Below are 1125 nucleotides of genomic sequence, written 5' to 3' on the forward strand. Positions count from 1 at the left end.
GGTATCATTGGCTATCAATGTCAGGTCGCGAACACCAGATTCCAGTAATGCTTCAACCAGGCGGGATGGAGTGCCAATCCCCATAAATCCGCCCACCATGATGGTCATGCCGTCACGAAAGAAGCCGGTGGCGTCTTGTAATGTCATCAATTTTGTTTTCATTTTTTATCCCTCTTGCATACACCGTTGTGGGTATGACCTGCCCCCACGATTAGATACAACACTCAGTTAGTAACGTCGGAATCTTCATTCTCAGAATGACCCTTTCTCCAGCCCGCTGCAAATTCAGACGGTGTCTGATAATTCAGCGTGGAGTGCGGGCGGCATTCGTTATAATACTGCCGCCAGTCATTAATAATTTTCCTGGCATGAACGATATCGCTGAACCAGTGCTCATTCAAACATTCATCGCGAAATCGTCCGTTAAAGCTCTCAATAAATCCGTTCTGCGTTGGCTTGCCCGGCTGGATTAAGCGCAACTCAACACCATGCTCAAAGGCCCATTGATCCAGTGCACGGCAAGTGAACTCCGGCCCCTGGTCAGTTCTTATCGTCGCCGGATAGCCTCGAAACAGTGCAATGCTGTCCAGAATACGCGTGACCTGAACGCCTGAAATCCCAAAGGCAACAGTGACCGTCAGGCATTCCTTTGTGAAATCATCGACGCAGGTAAGACACTTGATCCTGCGACCGGTGGAAAGTGCGTCCATGACGAAATCCATCGACCAGGTCAGATTGGGCGCCGCCGGACGGAGCAGCGGCAGACGTTCTGTTGCCAGCCCTTTACGACGTCTTCTGCGTTTTACGCCCAGGCCACTGAGATGATAAAGCCGGTACACGCGCTTATGATTAACATGAAGCCCTTCACGGCGCAGCAACTGCCAAATACGACGGTAGCCAAAACGCCTGCGCTCCAGTGCCAGCTCAGTGATGCGCCCTGATAAATGCGCATCAGCAGCCGGACGGTGAGCCTCATAGCGGCAGGTCGACAGGGATAAACCTGTAAGCCTGCAGGCACGACGTTGCGACAGACCGGTCGCATCACACATCAACATCGCGGCTTCCCGCTTCTGGTCTGTCGTCAGTACTTTCGCCCAAGAGCCACCTGAAGCGCCTCTTTATCCA

General features: G+C 52.6%; 1 protein-coding gene and 1 pseudogene. Both read right to left on the reverse strand.

What is annotated here, in order from left to right:
- Positions 1–162: CoA-transferase (locus DMH01_RS43780; protein ID WP_370323612.1), on the reverse strand; the 162-nt coding region annotated here is incomplete at its 3' end.
- Positions 163–224: 62 nt separating this feature from the next.
- Positions 225–1125: pseudogene (locus tag DMH01_RS42230) on the reverse strand (IS3-like element ISSen4 family transposase); the annotation flags it as partial.

It is taken from the genome of Amycolatopsis sp. WAC 04182 (assembly GCF_003947465.1).
In the GTDB taxonomy this organism is placed as follows: Bacteria; Actinomycetota; Actinomycetes; order Mycobacteriales; family Pseudonocardiaceae; genus Amycolatopsis.